13 protein-coding genes are annotated in these 19,265 nt (G+C 72.6%); 8 read left to right on the plus strand and 5 right to left on the minus strand.

Translation table 11 applies throughout. From position 1 onward, the window contains the following. Nucleotides 1-35: 35 nt before the first annotated feature. From ACFT41_RS16135 to ACFT41_RS16145, 3 genes are all read right to left on the minus strand, one after another. The gene (locus ACFT41_RS16135; RefSeq protein WP_377588982.1) at nt 36-1,631 is read right to left on the minus strand and encodes a cellulose-binding domain-containing protein; all 1,596 of its coding nucleotides are present in this window, start codon (nt 1,629-1,631) and stop codon (nt 36-38) included. 218 nt (nt 1,632-1,849) lie between these two features. Beyond that, entirely contained in the window at nt 1,850-2,887 is a 1,038-nt protein-coding gene (locus ACFT41_RS16140; protein ID WP_377588983.1) for a hypothetical protein, read from the minus strand. Then, the gene (locus tag ACFT41_RS16145; protein WP_377588984.1) at nt 2,851-3,996 is read right to left on the minus strand and encodes a transporter substrate-binding domain-containing protein; all 1,146 of its coding nucleotides are present in this window, start codon (nt 3,994-3,996) and stop codon (nt 2,851-2,853) included. Before ACFT41_RS16145 ends, ACFT41_RS16140 begins: the two co-directional genes overlap by 37 nt. 239 nt (nt 3,997-4,235) lie before the next feature. Here ACFT41_RS16145 and ACFT41_RS16150 point away from each other — a divergent pair, with 239 nt between their 5' ends. Beyond that, entirely contained in the window at nt 4,236-5,882 is a 1,647-nt protein-coding gene (locus ACFT41_RS16150; RefSeq protein ID WP_377588985.1) for a hypothetical protein, read from the plus strand. On the opposite strand, the gene ACFT41_RS16155 is transcribed toward ACFT41_RS16150, so the two are convergent. Further along, a complete protein-coding gene (locus ACFT41_RS16155; RefSeq protein WP_377588986.1) occupies nt 5,875-6,360 on the minus strand; it encodes a hypothetical protein in 486 nt (161 codons plus the stop codon). The two genes, ACFT41_RS16150 and ACFT41_RS16155, sit on opposite strands and share 8 nt — an antisense overlap. Nucleotides 6,361-6,591: 231 nt before the next feature. Between ACFT41_RS16155 and ACFT41_RS16160 the strand changes: the two genes are divergently transcribed. Next, nucleotides 6,592-6,807, plus strand: a complete 216-nt coding sequence (locus tag ACFT41_RS16160; protein WP_377588987.1) for a hypothetical protein — start codon at nt 6,592-6,594, stop codon at nt 6,805-6,807. A 63-nt stretch (nt 6,808-6,870) separates the two neighbouring features. Here the strand turns inward: ACFT41_RS16160 and ACFT41_RS16165 are convergent, their stop codons facing one another. Continuing rightward, on the minus strand, nt 6,871-7,263 hold the full coding sequence (locus ACFT41_RS16165; RefSeq protein ID WP_377588988.1) for a hypothetical protein: 393 nt from the start codon (nt 7,261-7,263) through the stop codon (nt 6,871-6,873). A gap of 263 nt (nt 7,264-7,526) precedes the next feature. On the opposite strand from ACFT41_RS16165, the gene ACFT41_RS16170 reads away from it, so the two are divergent. The 6 genes from ACFT41_RS16170 to ACFT41_RS16195 all read left to right on the plus strand — a co-directional run bounded on the left by ACFT41_RS16170 (nt 7,527) and on the right by ACFT41_RS16195 (nt 19,228). Further along, nucleotides 7,527-13,094, plus strand: coding sequence for a pentapeptide repeat-containing protein (locus tag ACFT41_RS16170; protein WP_377613902.1), 5,568 nt, complete (start codon nt 7,527-7,529; stop codon nt 13,092-13,094). Nucleotides 13,095-13,169: 75 nt separating this feature from the next. After that, complete coding sequence (locus tag ACFT41_RS16175; RefSeq protein ID WP_377588993.1) at nt 13,170-13,853, plus strand: hypothetical protein; 684 nt, start codon at nt 13,170-13,172, stop codon at nt 13,851-13,853. Beyond that, nucleotides 13,850-14,611, plus strand: coding sequence for a methyltransferase domain-containing protein (locus ACFT41_RS16180; protein ID WP_377588995.1), 762 nt, complete (start codon nt 13,850-13,852; stop codon nt 14,609-14,611). Before ACFT41_RS16175 ends, ACFT41_RS16180 begins: the two co-directional genes overlap by 4 nt. Nucleotides 14,612-14,723: 112 nt before the next feature. Next, nucleotides 14,724-16,199, plus strand: coding sequence for a TIR domain-containing protein (locus ACFT41_RS16185; protein ID WP_377588996.1), 1,476 nt, complete (start codon nt 14,724-14,726; stop codon nt 16,197-16,199). A gap of 117 nt (nt 16,200-16,316) precedes the next feature. After that, nucleotides 16,317-16,706 carry a DUF1304 domain-containing protein gene (locus ACFT41_RS16190; protein ID WP_377588998.1) on the plus strand — a complete coding sequence of 130 codons (390 nt, stop codon included), beginning with the start codon at nt 16,317-16,319 and terminating at the stop codon, nt 16,704-16,706. A gap of 539 nt (nt 16,707-17,245) precedes the next feature. Continuing rightward, entirely contained in the window at nt 17,246-19,228 is a 1,983-nt protein-coding gene (locus ACFT41_RS16195; RefSeq protein WP_377589000.1) for a family 43 glycosylhydrolase, read from the plus strand. The last annotated feature ends 37 nt before the right edge of the window (nt 19,229-19,265 follow it).

Raw genomic sequence — 19,265 nt, forward strand, 5'->3', positions numbered from 1 at the left:
GTCGCCGCACCGCCCCAGCCAGGGGACGGGGCCGGTCAGAAGGTCACGGTTCGGCCGCCGAGGGTCACGACGAGGCGGCCGTCGGAGGCGAAGGACCACTTCAGGGCGCCGGAGTAGTTGGCGCACCGGGATCCGTTCGAACCGGACCAGAACTGGTTCGAGCTGTCGACGTTGCCGACGGTCTTGTCGTTGGACCCGCTGCCGCTGCGGCACGAGGTGTTGCTCCGAAACACCGAGGTGCCCGCGTCGAACGAGAAGTTTCGCTCGGTGTTGTCGATGCTGATGTTGTTCGAGATCGCCATCGAACCCGGGTTGCGGTTGTAGGTGAAGCCGTGCTTGCCGTTGCGGAAGGCGATGGTGCGGCGCACGGTGTGGTTGACGGCGATGTCCTCGCCGCCGAGCTTGAAGCCGTTGCGGTCGCCGTTGCCCGCCTGGCTGCCGTCGCTGAGGGTGCCGTTGTGGTAGGCGAGGGAGTCCTCGATGGTCACCGGGCCGATCGCCCCCGTGTCGCTCTTGGTGTAGAGATCCCAGCCGTCGTCGATGTTGTTGTGGGACACCGCGTAGCGGAAGACGTTGCCGCCACCGACGGTCAGCTTGGCCGCGAATCCGTCGGCGTCCTCGCCGTCGGAGTCCGCGTTGTCGTGAGACTCCGCGCTCAGGACGAGGTTGTTGGCCGGCCACTGATCGCGGGGCGTGTCCGAGGCGACCCGCGAGATCTGCAGACCGCTGTCGCGGTTGAAGCGGGTGATCGTACGCTCGATGATGTTGTTGCTGCCGCCGACGAAGATGCCGTTGTCCCCGGCGCGCTCGACGACGAGGCCCTGGACGTGCCAGTACGAGCCGTTCAGCGCCAGGCCCCGGTTCGCCGGGTCCTCGCTCATGGCCGAGAAGTTCAGCACCGGGGTCTCGCCCGGGTAGGCGAGCAGCTTCTTGCGGGCGCTGGAGGTGCCGTTGTTGCCCGGCGCGACGGTGACCGTCTTGGCAAGGCTGTAGGTGCCGCCGCGCAGGTAGATCGTCCCGCCGGCGGTGACCCGGGTGAGCGCCGAGGTGATCGTGGTGGGGTTCGCCTGGGTGCCGGCCGCGCCGTCGGTGCCCTGCGGCGAGGCGTAGACCGCGCCGCTGGCGGGCGGGGTCGTCGGGGGCGGGGTCGTCGGCGGCGGAGTCGTGGGCGGGGCCGTGGTGGCCGGCGGCGTCGTCGGGGTGACGCCGCCGGTGCAGGTCACGCCGTTGACCGCGAAGCTCGTCGGTACAGGGTTGCTGCTGTCGTTCCAGGTGCCGTTGAACCCGAACGAGGTCGTGGCGTTGGTCGCCAGGTTGCCGTTGTAGCTCACGTTCGATGCCTGCACGGTGCTGCCGCTCTGGCTGAAGTTGGCGCTCCAGCCCTGGGTGACGGTCTGGCCTGCGGTGAACGACCAGGTGACCGTCCAGGAGGTCAGCGGGTCACCGGCGTTGGTGAGGTTGACGTTCGCGTTGAAGCCGCCGCCCCACTGGGAGGCGACCGAGTACACGACCCGGCAGCCGACGGCGGCCTGCGCCGTCCCGGCGGTGGCCACGACGCCGGCGGCGGCGGCGAGCGTGGCCGCCGCGACCGTGGAGACCCACAGCGCCCTGCGGCGCCCTCTGCTGTGCATGGTGGTGCTCCTTCACAGGTGTGTCAGACCCCGCATACGGGGATGCCGACACCGGTGCCCGGCCGGTGTGCAGGCGGGACGTGTCCTGCCCGGACGTCGAGTGCCTCCTGTCGCCCTGCGGCGCACCGGGAATGGGGTGTGCGGTGCTCCGCGTACAGGAAAGCGCTTGCCCAGGCTAGCGACATGCACCTATCCAGTCAATCGGCCGAGCTGGCGCCTCACCGGGCGGCGGGGAGCCGGCCGTCGCAGCGGACGTCCGGATCGGCGACGGGCCGCCGGGGCATCATCCAGTCCAGGACCGTCTCCTCCACCGGCCAGCCGTGCACCGTCACCACGCTGTACGGCACCCGCGCCGCCTCCGGGCAGAGCACCTGCGACCGGACCCGGCCGTTCGGCAGGAACCGCACCCCGGCGACCTGGTCCAGCACGATCGTCGACGTGTCGGTGACCGTGATGAGCGCGCCGAGCACCACCTCCGGCCCCGCCCGGTCGGCCCGCGCCGCGCCCGTGTCCGGATCGGCGCCGACCACCACCGGCGGGGCCAGCTCGACCGCGGCGGTCGGCAGCACCGGAACCCGGAGGAAGACCGCCCCCATCACCAGCGGGAGCACGGCGGCGACCGTGTAGGCCAGGCCGTGGGTCAGCACCGGGGCGCTCCAGCCGGGGATCGGGCCGGTGAGCAGCACGGCGGCGGCGGGCGGCACCGCCAGCAGCGCGGCCGTGGCCAGCTCGCCCTGCCGGGCCGCCGCCCAGATCGCCGGGCCCAGCGCGGTGTACGCCAGCACCGCCGCCGCCAGCGGCAGCGCCACGCTCACCAGCAGGATCCGGGTCGGCTGGTCCGGGTGCAGGTAGCGGGTGCGCAGCGCGAGCAGCCAGAGCCCGAGCATCAGCAGCGTCGGTAGGAAGCGGAGCTGCCAGGTCAGCGCCCCCAGCGCGACCGCGCCGGTGAGCACCCAGCCCGGGGTGCGCGCCGTCCCGGAGGCCAACAGCGACCGTTCCGGGTCGAAGCGGTCCGGGGCGCTGAGCCGCAGCAGCCGACCGAGCACGCCGAACGTGAGCACGACCAGCGGGAACGCCCAGACCAGGGCGATCAGCAGGGCGCTGAGCAGGCCGAGCGGGCTGACGTACTGCACCAGCAGCAGCATGGTGGACATGTCCTGCCGGCTGAGCTGCCACAGCCTCAGCACCAGGAGCAGGACGGGGAACGCGGGCAGGAGGGTCAGCAGCCACTGCTGCGCCTGCCGCGCCCCCGCCATGCGGCGCGGTCGGCCCGCCTTGCCGGGGCTGGCGGCGATCCGGGGTGCGCCGGGGCCGGTAGCGCGATCCTCTCCCACGGCCACTGCCGTACCTCCACCTTCCTCGGCTCCGGCTGCCGCTGTTCCGCGACGGACTGCGGGAGGTTGTACCGCTGCTGCCAGCGCAGGTTCGCGTCGTACGCGTTCTCCCAGGTCGAGTTCTCCTCGTCCTCGGCCGAGGCGTGGAGGGCGAGGTCGACCAGGTCGCGCAGCGCCTCGTTGGGACCGGTGTTGACGCCCCACTTCTCCTGCGCGGACGAGCCGATGTCCCAGTGTCGCAGCGGCCTGGCGCCGCGCAGGTTGGCCGGGAAGCGCTGTCCGTCGTCGTCGGGCCGGTCGCCGGTGACGAACCCGGCGAGGATCGCGGCGTCGGTGGTGACCGCGTAGACCTTCCCGTCGTAGAGCATCTGGACGCAGTCGCTGATCCGGTTGCGGCCGATCGGCGTGGCGCCGGCCTCGCGCAGGCGCTGGGCTGAGGTCGAGGTGGTCAGCGTGCAGACCGTCCGGCCGCTCAGGTCCTCCAGGCTGCTCACCTGTTCCCGCTCACCGACGCTGTCCAGCGTGATCACCGACTGCTCCGTGTAGAGGTACGGGGCGGAGAAGACCGCCCCCTCCTCCTCCCGTTGCTTGGTGATGCTGTAGGAGGCGATCACCAGGTCGACGGTGACGAAACCGTCGCCGTCGCGGGCCTGGCGGCGGGCCCGGTCCTCGCTCTCGATCGGCAGGAACCGCACCTGGGACCGGTCGAACCCGAGGTAGCCGGCGATCATGTAGGCGATCTCGACGTCGAAGCCCTTCCACACGTTGTTCGGGAACCGCTGGGAGATGCCGGGCTGGTCGTCCTTGACCCCGACGAGGAGCTGCTGCCTGCCCCTCAGCCCGGCCTGCTCCAGCAGCTCGTCGCTGGTCGGTGGGCCGAACGCGAGCACGATCGGGATCAGGGCCGCCACGAGGACGGCCAGCGTGACCGCCAGCCCCACCAGCCGGACCTGCCGGGCCCGCGTGCCGCGCGGCGGCGTGGTCTCCACCGTGGCCGGCCGGGCCGGGCTCGACTCGCTTGCCTGACTCAACTGCATCCTCCCCGCCCCACGGCCACTGACCGGCCCTCCATTGTGAGCCACCGCCCGGATCAGGGCGAGCCGCCATCCGCCGTCGGTCGGCCAGATCCGGGATCCCACCATCGCCAGCCGGCCGGCCGGGTCCGATTCGGCGGTATCGCCCCGGGGCGCCGTCGATCGCGAGACAGTCGACTCCGAGAGAGTCGGGGCCGAGCGGCCCGGGCCGATCGATCCGGGAAGGAGCAGGACGCGTGCCACGATCCCGCCGCCTGCCGGTGCTGCTCGCCGTCGCCGGGGGCCTCCCGCTGGTCGAGGCCGCGATCCTGGCGAGCATCGGCTTCGTCTCGCCGCGGGCGCTCGCGCCGCAGATCACCGCGGTCTGGCCGTACGACTCCTACCACGACCTGCGGTGGCTCTTCGTGTACCACAACTCGTGGCTGACCTTCGGGCTCGGCCTGGTGGCGGCGGTCGCGCTCCGGGGCGGCCTGTCCGCGCTGCTGGTCCTGCTCTCCTGGCCGGCGCAGGCGCCGCGGCCGCCCGCGCGTGTGCTGTTGCGGCGCAACCTGGGGGTGGCCGCGCTCACCGCCGTCATCGTCGCGCCCTTCGCCGCGCTGTCGGTCGCCGCGTCGGCGGTGGCCCTGTCCTGGTACCTGTTCGTCTCGCTCGGCCCGATGGTCCTGCTCGCCCCCTTCCTGCAACGGATGGCCGTCGTACCTCGCGGGTGGCGGGGGCTGCCGTCGGCGGAGCTGTTCGGCTGGTCGCTGCTGGACCTCGTGGTGCTCTCGGTCGCCGGCGGGCTGGTCTGGAGCGCCGCCCCGGGTTGGACGCCGCTGGTGGCGCTGTCGGCGGGGTTGTGCAACGGCCTGCTGTGGCAGCGGACGGTGCGCGCGGCGCTGCTGCCCGCCCACGTGCGACTGCTCCGGGTGCCGGTGGTGCCGGTCGTGGTGGTGCTGGCGATGGCCGTGCCCCTGGTCGCGGAGACCCTCGCGGTGCCGCGCAGCGGCACCGCGAGGGACACCTTCGGCCCGCCCCTCTTCTCGCAACCCCTGGCGGCGTCCGTCCCGTACGCGGTGCTCCTGCTCGCCGGGCACGACAGCTCCTACGACGGCCGGCCCGCCACGGACCCTCGGGTGCGGCGCTACTCCTACGCCGGGGTGGACGCCGGGGGCCGGCCGCTGCCCTACGAGGCGTTGGACACCCACCAGTCGCTCGCGACCAGTTCGGAGCACCTGGCCGCACAGGTCGACGCGTTGCACCGGCTCACCGGACGGCCGATCGCGCTGCTCGGGGAGAGCGAGGGGGCCATGGTGGCGCGGACCTACCTGCGCGACCGGCCGGACTCACCGGTCCGGGCGCTGCTGATGTTCAGCCCGCTCGTCCGCTCCGGACGGGCGTACTACCCGCCGGCGGAGGCCAGCAGCGGGTGGGGGATCGGCGCCGGCTGGGTGCTGCGAGGCATGTTCGGGTTCGCCAACCGCCTCAGCCACGGCACCAGCAACCCCGACGAGCCGTTCGTCCGCTCCCTCATCGACAACGCGCCGTTCTACCGCTACCAGACGATGTGCCCGATCCCCGGGGTTCGGGTGATCGCCTTCCTGCCGACCGTCAGTTCCGTGGAGGCCCCGCCGGGGCCGTTCACCAGGATCCCGGTCGTCGAGGTCCCCGCCTTACATGCGGGGTTCCTCGGTCGCCCGGTCGTCGCCGACGAGATGATCGATTTCCTCGCCGGCCAGAGCCTCGACAAGCCACGCACCGAGTACGGCGTGCTCCAGCGCCTCGGGGCCGCCTGGCAGGCGCCGCCCCTGACGGTCACCCTCAACCCGGCCTGGCGGGGCCAGGTCCCGCCGGGCACGAGCCCGTACCTGCAGTCCCAGCTCTGCGCGTCGCCGGTCAGCTGACCTCCCGCCCGCCCGGCGCGTCGGGCCGCCGGCGGGGCGTTGCCCGCAGGTGTCCGGCGAGCAGCCAGACCGCCACGGCGGCCAGCAACGCCGACATCGCCCGCTCCGCCGGTTGGTACGGGAACACCGCGACGGCGAGCAGGACGTCGACCGTACCCGCGCCGACCGCCACGAGGGCGGTGATCCGCCGGTCGACGGTCAGCGCCAGCGCCGCCGCGACCAGCGCCGCCCCCGTCGCCAGCTGGAACCACGCCCACCCGGTGACGTCGAGGCGCCGGAAGCCCTCGTCGACCACCACGTACGGATCCACCTGAACGGCGCCCGCACCGACCAACACGTCGATGGCGCCGGCCGCGCCGAGGAGCAGCCCGGCGACGAGCCGCCGGCTCCGCCGGGCGTCATCGGGCCCGGCACTGCCGCCGAGGGGTTCCGCCCGGCACGGAGCGGGGCCGTTCGAGCTCGATGGATGTCCTCGCATGCCGTTCCACCATGTCGCGTCTCGGGCGCGCCCGGCGGCGCGGTCTGCGGCGAGGGTCCGGTCGCTCGCCGGCGGCGCGGGCGAGCCGCCCGTTGCCGAGGATGCCAGGTCCACCGTCGAGGACGGGCAGAAAGGCCCTATTTGGCGGGGCGTCGGCGGGCGTATTGTCGTCGTGTGGCACAACGAAGCGTCAGCCGCGCGCGGCCGGTCGTCGTACTGGCGGGAATCAGCGTGATCGCTTCGATCGCGATGGCGGTCGGGGTGTGGGGCATCCTCACCTGGGCCGAGGGCTCGTTCGTGACGGTGTACGTGGTCACGGCGCTCGTCGCGTTCGTCGGCGGCCTCGTCGTCGTGCCGCTGCTCAGCCGGTCCGCCGCCCGGGCCCCGGCGCAGGCATGGCGGGCCCGGGCGGCGGCACGCCGCGGCGGCCGGTCCTCGGCCGACTGAGCCCTCCTCGGGCGGCAGCTCCACCCTGCCTCGGGCGAGGGCCAGGGCGCGGGTCGGGTCATGTCAGGGCGCGCGGCCGTCGGTGGGCGTCCCTCCGCCGCGCCGCCGGATCAGCCAGCCGGCGGCGGCCCCGGCCCCGGCGCTACCGGTGGCGACGACGGTGAGCGGCATGATGTGCTCGGCCGGCAGGTCGGACCACTTGGCCATCGAGATGATCACGACAATCGGCAGCAGGGCCCCTCCGGCGTAGACGAGGAACATCAACGCCTGGTGCCAGCGCAGCCGGATGTACAGCCGGTTCGTCGTCTCGTCGTCGGTCGCCCGGCGCAGGTGGTGGTCGCGGAACTCCAGCTCGTTCCTGGGGGGCTTGCTGTCGTACGGGCTCGACTTCCCACGCCCGACGGCGCTCCGGCCGCGCGGTGTCCGATCGTTGTTGTTCGTCGCCGGAGCGCTCACTGTGCCCCCTCCCGGGGGATCGGAGGTTGTTCTGTGGGGGAGCAACACGTCCAGGCTACGACGACTGCGACTTGTCGCACAAACGTGACTGCGAGCGTCCGTCGCGTATCGCTACGCCCTTCCAACCCCCGCCATCACCCATTCGAAGGGTACCCAGCGTCACCCATTCGAGGGTACCTGTCAGAAACCAGCCAGGCGACTGCTCCCCTATGGAGCAACACCGCGTACAGTGGAGACACCCCCTCCGAGGAGGTGTCGGCGTCATGGCCAGGCCGGAACTGACGAAGATCATCGCTACTCGCATCCGCCGCCTGCGCGACGAACGCGGCTGGTCCGCCCGTCAGCTCGCCGAGCAGTGCGAACAGCTCGGCATGCCCTCGTTGTCCCGCAGCACGATCGCCAAGATCGAGGCGGGCCTGCGGGGGATCGACGTCGAGGAGCTGCACCTGCTGGCGACGGCGCTCGGGGTCAGCTTCGACCAGCTCACCGCCGACACCTCGGTCACCGTGCTCCACCTGTCCAACCTGCGCTTCGCACCGGGGCAGGCGTTCGGCTCGCCGGTGCCGGCAGGCGCCCACGAGGAGGTCCTCGCGGCGCTGTGCACGGACCTGGACCTGCTGTCCCGCAGCCTTCCGGGTGCCCGCCCGGACCTGGTCGTGGTCAGCGGCGACCTGGCGGTCACCGGTCGACCGCGGGAGTTCGACCTGGTCAAGGCGTTCCTGGAAGGGCTCGCCGAGCACCTCGGTGTCGGCTTCGGCCGGATCGCGGTCGTGCCGGGAGAACGCGACGTCAACGAGGCGGCGGCCCGGGCCTACCTGGCGCAGTGCGAGGCCGACGACGTCGCCCCGGTCAAGCCCTACTGGCACAACTGGCGCCACTTCGCCACCCTGTTCGACGCCTGGCCGGAGGACCGCCAGCAGGCCAGGATGCAGAAGGAGCACCCGTGGAGCCTGTTCGAGCTGCCCGACCTGCGGGTGGTGGTCGCCGGGCTCAACTCCACGATCGACGCCGAGCCGGCCGTCCCCGGCACCGGGCCCGTGCCGGGCCGCATCGGCGCGGAGCAGGCCCGGCACCTGGCCGAGTCGCTGGCCACGTACGAGGAGCGGGGCTGGCTGCGCCTCGGCGTGGTGCACCACGATCCACACGGCCGCTCCGGGCTGACCCACGAGCGGCTCGCCGACGCCGACCTGCTCGACGGGGCCCTGGGCCACCGGCTGAACCTCCTGCTGCACGGCAACGGCGACGAGAAGGCCCCGGCCGGTGGCCGGCTGACCGGCGGGTTGCCGACCTTCGGGCTGGGCCCCACCCCGGGCCCCGAGGCGGCCAGCCGCTACCAGCTGTTGCGGCTGACCGAGGACGGTCTGGTCCGGCTCAGCCGCCGGTTCGATCGGGAACAGGCCCGCTGGCTCGGCGAGACCGACGACGCGGTCGACCCGCCCCGCTGGTCGCCGCCGGCGCCGATGGCCTGGCGGGCGGCCGACAACACGTTCCCGGTGTCGTCGGCCCACCGGGTCGTGGCGCGCTCCGGGGACGGCTGGAAACCCGCCGGCTCGGACTGGGAGCAGCTCGACTCGCGGCGCCTGCTGCTGGACCAGATCGCCGACGTCTGCCTGGCCCGGCATCCGGGCGCGGTGGTGCACCGGATCAAGGGCGTCTTCCCGTACCTGCGGGTGACCTACGCCGACGGTGGGCGGGCGCGGCAGCTGCGCATCGGCGCGTGCGTGCGTACGGTCGACGAACACGACGTGGACACCTTCCTGGAGCAGGTGCACGGTGCCGACCCCGACGTCGAGTCGGAGCTGGTCTACCAGGGCGACGAGCCGGCGAGGGCGCTGCGCGACTACGCCCGCCGACGCAAGGTGCGGCTGCGCAGCTTCCGCCAGTTCCAGGGGCTGCTCGACCTGACCGGCTACCTGCGGACGCAGTCCGAGGCGCTGCTTGCCGACCCCCGCTATCCGGCGCAGGGGTACGTCCCGCAGCGGTTCGTCGACAAGAGCCACGCCGCCGCCCGCCCGCGCACCGACGGCGAGGAGACCCACGAGGACCTCGTCGGGGAGCTGCTGGAGCTGGTCGGCGGCGACGAGGGCCGGTTCGTCCTGCTGTTGGGCGACTTCGGGCGCGGCAAGACCTTCGCGCTGCGGGAGCTGACCCGGCGCATCACCACGGAACTGCCGCACGTGCTGCCGATCCTGATCGACCTGCGGGCCTCGGACAAGGCCAACACGCTGGAGGGGCACGTCGCGGCGCACCTGGCCAACCACGGCCACGACAAGATCGACCTGCCCGCCTTCCGGTACATGCTGGACCACGGCCGGATCGTGCTGATCTTCGACGGCTTCGACGAGCTGGTGGCCCGGGCCACCTACGCCCGGGCGGCGGACCACCTCGGCACGCTGCTCGCCGCCGCCCGCGGGCACGCCAAGATCATCGTAGCCAGCCGGACCCAGCACTTCGCCGCGCACTCGCAGGTCGCCACCGCGATGGAGGCGCAGATCGGCAGCCTGCCGCAGCGGCGCGTGCTGAGCCTGTCGCACCTGTCCGCGGAGCAGATCCGCGCCCTGCTGATCCAGCGGTTCGGTGGGCAGGTCGACGAGGTCGACCGGCGGCTGGACCTGCTGGCCAGCATTCCCGGGCTGATGCCGTTGGCGACCAACCCCCGGATGCTCGGCTTCATCGCCGACCTGCCCACGGACCGGCTGCGCGCGGTGTCGGCGGCGAGCGGCACGATCAGCCCGGCCCGCCTGTACGAGGAGATCATCGACGCCTGGCTCGGCTACGAGGGCGACCGGACGCAGGACATCCGGGGGGTGCCGGTCGGCCTGGCCGCCGGGGACCTGTTCGCGGCGGTCACCGCGCTGGCGCTGCGGCTGTGGGAGCGCGGTGAGGCGCTGATGCGGGTCGAGGAAATCGAGGACCTGGCCGGCACGCTGACCGATCTCGCCGGCCGGCACCTGTCCGCCGAGCAGATCACCCATGCCATCGGCGCCGGCAGCCTGCTCATCCGCACCGACGACGGGGTGTTCAGCTTCATCCACGAATCCGTCACCGAATGGCTGGTCGCCCGGCACCTGGCCGACGATCTCGCCGCCACCGGCCGCGAGCACACCGGCCGGTTGCACGCCCACCCGCTGTCCCAGCTCACCATCGACTTCCTGTGCGACCTGGCCGAGCCGTCGGTCTGCCGGCGCTGGGCGGACCGGGTGCTCAACGACCCCGACGCCACCCCGGCCGCCCGGACGAACGCGGGACGGATCATCGCCCGGTTCAGCACCTCACCCGGGCTCAACCTGCGCTCGGCCCTGCTCAGCGGGCTGCACCTGACCGAGCGGTCGTGGCCGGCGGCGGACCTCACCGACGCGGACCTGACCGGGGCCCGGCTGGCGGACATGGTGCTCGCCGGCGCCACCCTGCGCGGGGCCCGGTTGACCGGCGTCGCCATCGAGGACAGCGACCTGTCGGGGGCCGACCTGCGCGGCGCGGACCTGTCCGGAGCCCGGATCGTCGGCAGCAACCTGGCCGGGGCCGACCTGACCGGGGCCGACCTGACCGACGCGCGGATCCTCACCACCGACCTGTCCGACGCGGTGTTGGCCGACGTGCGGTGGCGGCGGTCGGCGGTGGTGTCGGTGACGGCCGCCGCGGCGGCGCTCGACGGGCTGCGCCGCCGCGGCGCGGTGGTGCTGCCCGGCAGCCCACTGACCACAGCGGTCCGGCCGGTCGCGCTGGGCGTCCTGTTCGGCTTCGAGGAGGGCCGGCTGCCGCGCCCGGTCGGCTACGACGCCGAGGGCGCGTTGCTGGCGATCGGCTGCGAGGACGGCTCGGTGCTGATCTGCGACGCCCGGGACAACCGACCGTTGCGCACACTGATCGGGCACACGTGGCGGACGTACTCGGTAAACTTCAGCCCGACCGAGCCGCTGCTGGCCACCGGCGCCCAGGACGGCCTCGTACGCCTCTGGGACGCCACGACCGGTGAGTGCCGGCACGTGCTGGACCGGCACCGCGAGTGGGTGTGGCCGCTGCTGTTCGACAGCAGCGGCACGCTGCTGGCCACCGGCGACAAGGACGGCGTGGTCCGGGTCTGGGAGGTCGCCACCGGGCAGCTGCGGTGGGAGCTGCCGGGGCACCGGGCGCCGGTGTGGACGGGGACGTTCAACCCGGACGGCTCCACGCTGGCCACCGGCGACGACGGTGGCGTCGTGCGGCTGTGGGACCTGCGCACCGGCCAGTTGCGTCACCGCGTCGAGGCGGAGGACAAGCTGACGTACTGGTTGCGGCACGACCCGAGCGGCACCTTCCTGGCCGGCGGCGCGGAGGACGGCGTCCTGCGGCTGTGGGACCCCAGGAACGGCCGGCTGCTGCACCGGTTGACCGGGCACGAGGGGCCGATCTACACCTTCGACTTCCACCCGTCCGGCCGGCACCTCGTCAGCGCCGACGTCACCGGGGCGGTGCGACGCTGGGACCTGCCGGAGGGCGGGCGCCCGCCGGTCGGCCGGGTGGTGGGCCGGCACAGCGGGGCCGTCTACCGGGTCGCGTTCAGCCCGCGCGGCACGATGTTCGCCACCGGCGACAGCGACGGGTGGGTCAGGATCTGGGACGACGCCACCTGCGAGGTGCGCCACGAGCTGGACCGCCACTACGCGTCGGTGTGGCCGATCACGTTCCGCCCGGACGGTGACCGGCTGATCAGCAGCAGCAACGACTTCACCACGAAGGTGTGGAGCACCGGCAGCGGCGAGTCGGCCGCCGTGCTACGCGGCCACGGCCGGCAGATGCGGGCCGTGGCCTTCAACCGGGACGGGTCGCTGCTGGCCACCAGCAGCAACGACGGGCTGGTCCGGCTGTGGGACCCGGTCGCCGGGGAGTGCCGGCAGGTGCTGGAGTCCAACCGGATGGACCGGCTGGTCTCCGTGGCCTTCGGCGCGGAGCCCCACCTGCTGGCCACGGCCAGCAACGACGGTCGGGTGTACCTGTGGGACGCCGAGGCCGGGGTGGAGGGCCGGCAGCTGGAGGTGTCGAGCGACGCGGTCTGGGGCATGGTGTTCGACCCGGCCGGTGAGCGCATCGCCGTCGCCAACGACGACCACACGGTGCAGCTGCTGATCCGCACGACCGGGCGCACGATCGGGTGGCTGCGCGGCTTCCGGGGCCGGGTCCGGGCCCTGGCCTACTCCCCCGACGGCGGGACGCTGGCCACCGGGGCGGACGACGAACTGGTCCGCCTGCACGGCCTGGACTCCGACGAGGTGCGGGTGCTGCCGAAGGCGCACAGCGGGCGCATCCTGTCCCTGGCCTACCGGCCGGACGGCCGGATGCTCGCCTCGACCAGTGTCGACGGCACGGCGGTGCTGTGGGATCCGCAGGAGCTGGCCGTGCTGCGGGTGCTTCAGCCGGGGCGGCGTAAACTGTGGACGGTGGCCTTCCACCCCGGCGGCCGGCTCCTCGCCACCGCCGGCGACGAGGAGATCATCGACCTCTGGGACACGCGGACCGGCCAGCGGGTGCAGGAACTGACCGGGCACACCCGCCGGATCTGGTCGGTGGCGTTCAGCCCCGACGGTGACCTGCTGGCCAGCGGCAGCACCGACGGCACCGTCCGGCTGTGGCAACTGGCACCGGACGGCACGGCCACCCACCGCTGCACGCTGCTCGGCCTGCCCGACCGGTCCTGGGCGGCGTTCACCCCGAACGGGCGACACAAGTCGGCGGGTGAAGTTTCTGCTGATTTCTGGCATGTAGCCGGAATGTGCCGGTTCGATGTCGGCGAACTCGACCCGTATCTGAACAATGTCGGCCAAATGCCAGTCGGTGTGCCCCTGCGGGACTGACCGACCGACCCGGCCGGGCCGCCGGCGTTTCGCACGCGCCCGAACGTGAATCACGTTTCCTCTCATCCTCAGGAGATGACCGTCATGATCTACGCGACGCTGGAGCGGGCGATCCGTACCGGATCGCCCGACGGGGTCGCCGAGCTGGTCCGGACCACCTGGCTGGATCCGATCGCCAACGGCGAGTCGACGCTGTCCGCGGTACGCCACCCGCTGGGCTTCGCCTGCCTGCCGGTGCTGCGCGACGGCCGGCGGGGCGTCTGCGTGCACCTGTTCGGCGAGCGCCGCACGCCTGTGCGGCTGTCCGTCTCGCCGTTCCACTGCCACAGCTGGGACCTGCTCAGCCACGTCCTCTACGGCTACGTCGGCAACCAGCATGTGACGGTGGTGCCCGGCAGCACGTACCGGGTGTTCGACACCCGCACCACGGCGGCCGGCGATCGGCTCGTGCCGACCGCGCGCACCGTGGACGCCACCGCCGGTGCGCCGGAACACTGGGCGGCCGGCACCGCGTACGAGCTGACCGCCGGGCTGTTCCACGCGTCGACCATCGTGGGTGGCGCGCCGGCCGCCACCGTCGTGCTCGGCCTGCACCATCCGGAGAAACCGGACCTCACCCTCGGTGCCCTGGACACGCCCGCGCACCGGCTGGCCCGGCGGCTGCACAGCCACGCCGAGACGATCTCGCTGGCCCGGACCGCGCTCGACCGACTGGCGAAGGGCACCGCCGACCGGTTGGCGACGGCCGGCCAGCGGTGACCGGCGGCGCGGCGGCGGCAGCGCGGGAGGCGAACCGCCGGTGCTACGACGACGGTCGGGCGACCCTGGCGTACGTCGACGACCCCTACCACGCGGTGCGCCGACGCCTCATCGGCGCGGCGCTGCTGGAGTCCGTCGGCGACCTCGACGCCGGCGACGGGCCCGGCGGTCCGGCCGGGGCGCTGCTGGAGCTGGGAACCGGGGCACGGAGCATCTTCGACGTCCTGCCCCGCCTGCGCCGGCCGACCGTGGTCGCCGACCTGTCCTGGTCGGCGCTGACGGAGGTGTCGGCCGGGCGGCACCACCCGGTCCTGCTGGACGTCACCCGGCCGCTGCCGCTGGCGGACCGGTCGGTGGCCGGGGTCGTCGCGGCCGAGCTGATCGAGCACCTGTACCACCCGGGGGCCCTGCTGGCCGAGATCGCCCGGGTGCTGCGCCCCGGCGGCGCGCTGGTCCTGAGCACGCCGAACCTGGCCACGCTCCAGGACCGGTTCCGGTTCCTCATCGGCCGGTCGCCGCGTCAGGTCGACCCGATGCACCGGTACCTGCACCTGCACATCCGCCCGTTCACCGCGCAGATGCTGCGCCGGATGCTGCGGGCCGCCGGCTTCGTCGACGTGGCGATCCGGTCGAACTACGTGGGCGTCCACGTCGGGCGCGGTCGGTGGCTTCAGTCCCGGCTGCTGGCCCGGCTGTTCCCGGGTCTGGGCGGGTCGCTCGTCGCCAGCGCCCGCCGTCCACGGGGCGACGGCGGTTGAGCCACGGGCCCGGCCGCCGCGGCGGCCGGCCTGCCGCATCATTCATGCCAATCGCTGACGTCAATGCGGAGTGGTGTTCACGTGACGGCCACCGGCCAGGCAGACTTGGCACATGACCGGCCAGTTCGGACGCCCCGCCGACGCGGCTCACTTCCTGATCAGTTATTCCCCCGCGGACGAGCGGTGGGCGGCCTGGATCGCCTGGGAGCTGGAGCTCGCGGGCTACCGGACGGTTCTTCAGGCATGGGATTTCGTGCCGGGGACGAACTTCATCGACTTCATGGACCGGGCGATCCGGGAGTCGGCGGCCGTCATCGCCGTCCTGTCGCACAACTATCTCCGCTCCCGCTACGGGCGGCTGGAGTGGCAGGCGGCGTTCCGCAGCTCGCCGGACGACCCGCGGCGGCGGCTGATCACCGTGCGGATCGAGGATTTCGACCCGGAGGGGCTGCTGGCCACCATCACCTACGTCGACCTGGTCGGCGCGGCCGACGAACGTGACGCCCGACGACGGCTGTTGCGCCGGGTCGGCGAGGCGATGCGCGGCCGGGCGAAGCCCACCGTGGGGCCGGGGTTCCCCACCGGACCGGCTGCCCTGCCCGGCGACGACGAGCTGCCGGACGGGCAGCCACCGGCGCAGGTCGCCGCGCACCATCCCCGGCTGCGGATGCGGCACCCGCCGGCCTACCCGCCGCAGCGGTCGGCGGCGCCCGCCGCCAACACCGAGGTGACCCTGCTGCACCTGCCCGGCCCACGGTTCGCCCGCCAGCTGTCCGGCGGGCCGGCCCCGCACCAGCGGGCCAAGGAGCTGCTCGAATCCGTCAGCTCCGGCATCGACCGGCTGCTCGGTGCCGGCGGCACCAGGCCGGACGCGCTGCTGATCAGCGGCAACCTGACCGCGGCCGGCGGCATCCGCGAGTTCGACGAGGCGCTGGCGTTCCTGACCCGGCTGCGCGGCATCCTCGACCTGGACCTGAGGCGTATCGCGGTGGTGCCCGGCCCGAGCGACGTCAACCACGCGGCCTGCCGGGCGTACTTCGCCAGTTGCGAGGCGGACGAGGTGACGCCGCAGCCGCCCTACTGGGACAAGTGGCGGCACTACTTCCGGTTCTTCGCCGAACTGTACGACGGGGTGGACGGCCCCACGTTCGACCGGCACCGGCCGTGGAGCGTCTTCGAGATGCCCGAACTCAACCTGGTGGTCGCCGGCATCAACTCCACGATGGCGGAGAGCCATCGGCAGGGCGACCACTACGGGTTGGTCGGCGGCGTCCAGGCCCACTGGTTCGCCCGACGCCTCGACCGCTACCGGTCCGCCGGCTGGCTGACCGCCGGGCTGATCGGCCACCCGGCGGCGTCCGGTGCCGTCCGGGACCACGACAGCGTCACGGCGCTGCTGGCACCCCGGCTGCACCTGCTCGTGTCGCCACCCGACCCGTGCGGCGGGGACGCCGCGGCGGCGGGCGCGGGCCCGACCCTCATCCGGCTGTCCGCCGGCGCGGCCGACGGGTCCGGCGCGGCCGACGACGTCCGGTCCCCGGTGATCGCGACCGGGCCCGTCAACGGGCCGCCCAGGGATCACCCCTGAGCCCTCTGCGGGTGGGGCCGGTTCCGCCCCGCGGGGAAGCGGGGAGAGAATGGCCCCACCAACGCCAGCCGGGCGGGCCCGTCCGGCCAGCGCGGCGCGATCGGAGGAAGCGTCATCATGGTCGTAGCGGGACTCGTGCTGGCCGGTGTCGCCGGCCTCATCCACGTCTACATCTTCTACCTCGAGTCGATCGCCTGGACGGGCGCCCGGGCACGCGCGATCTTCGGCATCGCCAGCCCGGCGGACGCGGAGACGACGAAGGCGCTCGCCTTCAACCAGGGGTTCTACAACCTGTTCCTGGCGATCGCCATCGCGCTCGGCATCGTCCTGTTCGCATCCGGCTCGCGGACCGTCGGCGCGACGCTGGTCTTCGCCGGTGCCGGCTCCATGGTCGCCGCCGGCCTGGTCCTGCTGTTCTCGGCCCCCTCGAAGGCCGGCGCGGCCCTCAAGCAGCTCGTACCCCCGCTGCTCGGCATCGTCGCCCTGGCGATCGGGCTCAGTCTCTGACCGACGGCCCGCCCCGGCAGCCGAGTCGCCCGCCCTGCCCGCGCCTCCAGCGCGCACCGGCAGAGCAGCCCGGGCCATTGTTTCGGGTCGATGACTTGCCTATGTTAACGGTAACAAGATAGTCTCCGCTACAGGAGCGAAGGGCGCGCTCCGACCAGCCGCCGGCCCCCTGACGCGGGGTCGGGAGCCGGAGTTACGAGCGGCACCGACGACAGTGTCCGGGGCCATCCGTCGAGTTCTGCACCGTCCTGCGGGTGCCGGCCGGCGATGGGAGCCTCTGTCGGCCGTGCCTTGGGCTGACGTCGACAGACACGGTGCCGCGCCGCCGCCACGACCGTTCCCGTTCACCAGACCGACCGCTCCGGGCTGCCGCCGGGAGCGGCCTTCCGCCCGCAGCTCCCGTCCCGGCGGATGCGAGGTGCGCGGCCGGTCAGGGTGCCCCGATCCACGACGTCGCACCCCACGCGCCAGTTCGGCGCGCCCCGCCGGACGTGCCACCCATCAGCAGATCCACGACCTCACAGAGGAGAGGAAAGGCAGTGAAACGCTCGCGTCTTCGGCTCTGGCTCGCCGCGACGACGGCCATCGCCGTCAGCGCCGCCGGGGCCACCACGGCCGTCTCCGCCCAGGCCGCCGTCGGCTGCAAGGTCACCTACACGGTGTCCAGCCAATGGCAGGGCGGCTTCGGCGCCAACGTCACCGTGGACAACCTCGGTGACCCGATCAGCAGCTGGCGCCTGACCTGGTCCTTCGCGGCGGGGCAGACGATCAGTCAGTTGTGGAACGGCACGGTCACCCAGTCGGGTGCCCAGGTGACGGTGACGAACGCCTCGTTCAACGGCTCCATCCCCACCGGGGGCAATGCCACCTTCGGTTTCAACGGCACCTGGACGTCGAGCAACCCGGCGCCGACCAGCTTCGCCCTCAACGGGGTCACCTGCACCGGCACGGCACCCACGGGCAACCCGACCACTCCGCCGCCGACCACCACGCCGCCGCCCACCACTCCCCCGCCGACCACGCCGCCGCCCTCGGGCTCGTTCACGAACCCGGTGTTGTGGCAGGACTTCGCCGACATCGACATCTTCCGCGTCGGTGACGCCTACTACTACTCGGCCTCCACCATGCACTACTCCCCCGGCGCGCCGATCCTGCGCTCCTACGACCTGGTCAACTGGGAGTTCGCCGGCCACTCCGTGCCGCGCCTGGACTTCGGCACCAAGTACGACCTCAACGGCTCGAACGCCTACGTCGACGGCATCTGGGCATCGGCCATGAACCACCGCAAGAGCAACAACACGTTCTACTGGCTCGGCTGCGTCGACTTCTCCAAGACCCACGTCTACAGCTCCACGAGCGTCGAGAGCGGCTGGAACCGCATCTCCACCATCAACAGCTGCTACTACGACGCCGGGCTGCTCATCGACGACAACGACACCATGTACGTCGCCTACGGCGCCACCAACATCAGCGTGGCGCAGCTGTCCGCCGACGGCAAGACCCAGGTCCGCAGCCAACAGGTGTTCACCTCGCCGTCGAGCGTCGGCACCCTCGAGGGCGCCCGCTTCTACAAGCGCAACGGCAACTACTACATCTGGCTGACCCGCCCCGCCAACGGCCAGTACGTCCTCAAGTCCAGCTCCCCGTTCGGGCCGTACGAGATGCGCCAGGTCCTGCTCAACATGCCCGGGCCCATCTCCGGCGGTGGCGTCCCGCACCAGGGCGGGCTCGTGCAGACCCAGAACGGCCAGTGGTACTACATGAGCTTCGTCGACGCGTACCCCGGTGGCCGCGTCCCCGCCCTCGCCCCGATCAACTGGACCGCGGACGGCTGGCCCCAGATCCAGACCGTCAACGGCGCCTGGGGCGCCTCCTACCCCAACCCCCTGCCCACCCGCCCGGTCAAGCCCATGATCGGCAACGACACGTTCCCCGGCACCACGCTCGGCCCCCAGTACGAGTGGAACCACAACCCCGACGACACCAAGTGGTCCGTCAACAACGGGCTCCGGCTCCAGACCGCCACGGTCACCAACGACCTCTACAAGGCCCGCAACACCCTCACCCACCGCATCCAGGGACCGACCAGCACCGCCACCATCGAGCTCGACTACTCCACGATGCGCGACGGTGACCGCAGCGGCCTGTCCATGCTGCGCAACTCGTCCGCCTGGATCGGCGTCAGACGTGACAACGGGGCGAACCGGGTGGTCATGACCAACAACCTCACCATGGACAGCAGCTGGAACACCACCAACCCCGGCACGGAGATAGCCAGCGCGGCGATCAACGGCGGACGTATCTGGCTGCGCGTCAACGCCGACATCAGACCCGGCGCGGGACGACAGGCGCGCTTCTCCTACAGCACCGACGGCACCAACTTCGTCTCCCTCGGCAACGCCCTCACCCTCGACAACAACTGGCCGTTCTTCATGGGCTACCGGTTCGGCGTCTTCAACTACGCCACCCAGGCCATCGGCGGCAGCACCACCGTCAGGAGCTTCAACATCACCACCCCCTGATCACGGTTGCGCCGGTGCGACTCCGGCACGCCGGCCC

Source organism: Micromonospora sp. NPDC057141 (assembly GCF_042670805.1).
Lineage (GTDB): Bacteria > Actinomycetota > Actinomycetes > Mycobacteriales > Micromonosporaceae > Micromonospora.